We start from the raw sequence: 441 nt of genomic DNA on the forward strand, positions 1-441 counted from the left end.
GCGATCCATCAGGTAGCGATAGAAATGCAGCGGGATGTCCTTGGTCTTCAAGAGCGCGATCTGGCGGTTGTACGGCAGCGGCGGCGATGCGGCCGGTGGTGCGTGCATTTCGAGGAATGTGACCGTGACATCGATATCCTCCGGCACACCATTTTCCATCGCCATCATTCCTTGCCCGTCACGACGGGGGTATCGCTGAGCCCGCCCCATTCGGTCCAGGAGCCGTCGTACAGCCTGTTGTCGGTATGGCCAAGCGTCTCCAGGGCCAGCGTGATCGCCGCAGCGGTGGTGCCCGATCCGCAGGAAGTGACGACCGGCTTCGAAAGATCGATGCCGGCATCCTCGATGACCTTGCGCAAGCGGTCTTTGGGCAGTAGCTCGCCATTCTCGGCGAGCGCGGCGTCCGGAACATTGTGAGCGCCCGGCATATGGCCGGAACGG

General features: G+C 62.6%; 1 protein-coding gene and 1 pseudogene. Both read right to left on the reverse strand.

What is annotated here, in order from left to right:
* Positions 1-159, reverse strand: a pseudogene (locus tag EN857_RS36020) (GNAT family N-acetyltransferase); the annotation flags it as partial.
* A gap of 5 nt (positions 160-164) precedes the next feature.
* The coding region (locus EN857_RS33340) for a rhodanese-like domain-containing protein (protein WP_281036051.1) at positions 165-441 on the reverse strand (277 nt) is incomplete at its 5' end.

The sequence above is a fragment of the Mesorhizobium sp. M4B.F.Ca.ET.214.01.1.1 genome, from assembly GCF_004791545.1.
In the GTDB taxonomy this organism is placed as follows: domain Bacteria; phylum Pseudomonadota; class Alphaproteobacteria; order Rhizobiales; family Rhizobiaceae; genus Mesorhizobium; species Mesorhizobium abyssinicae.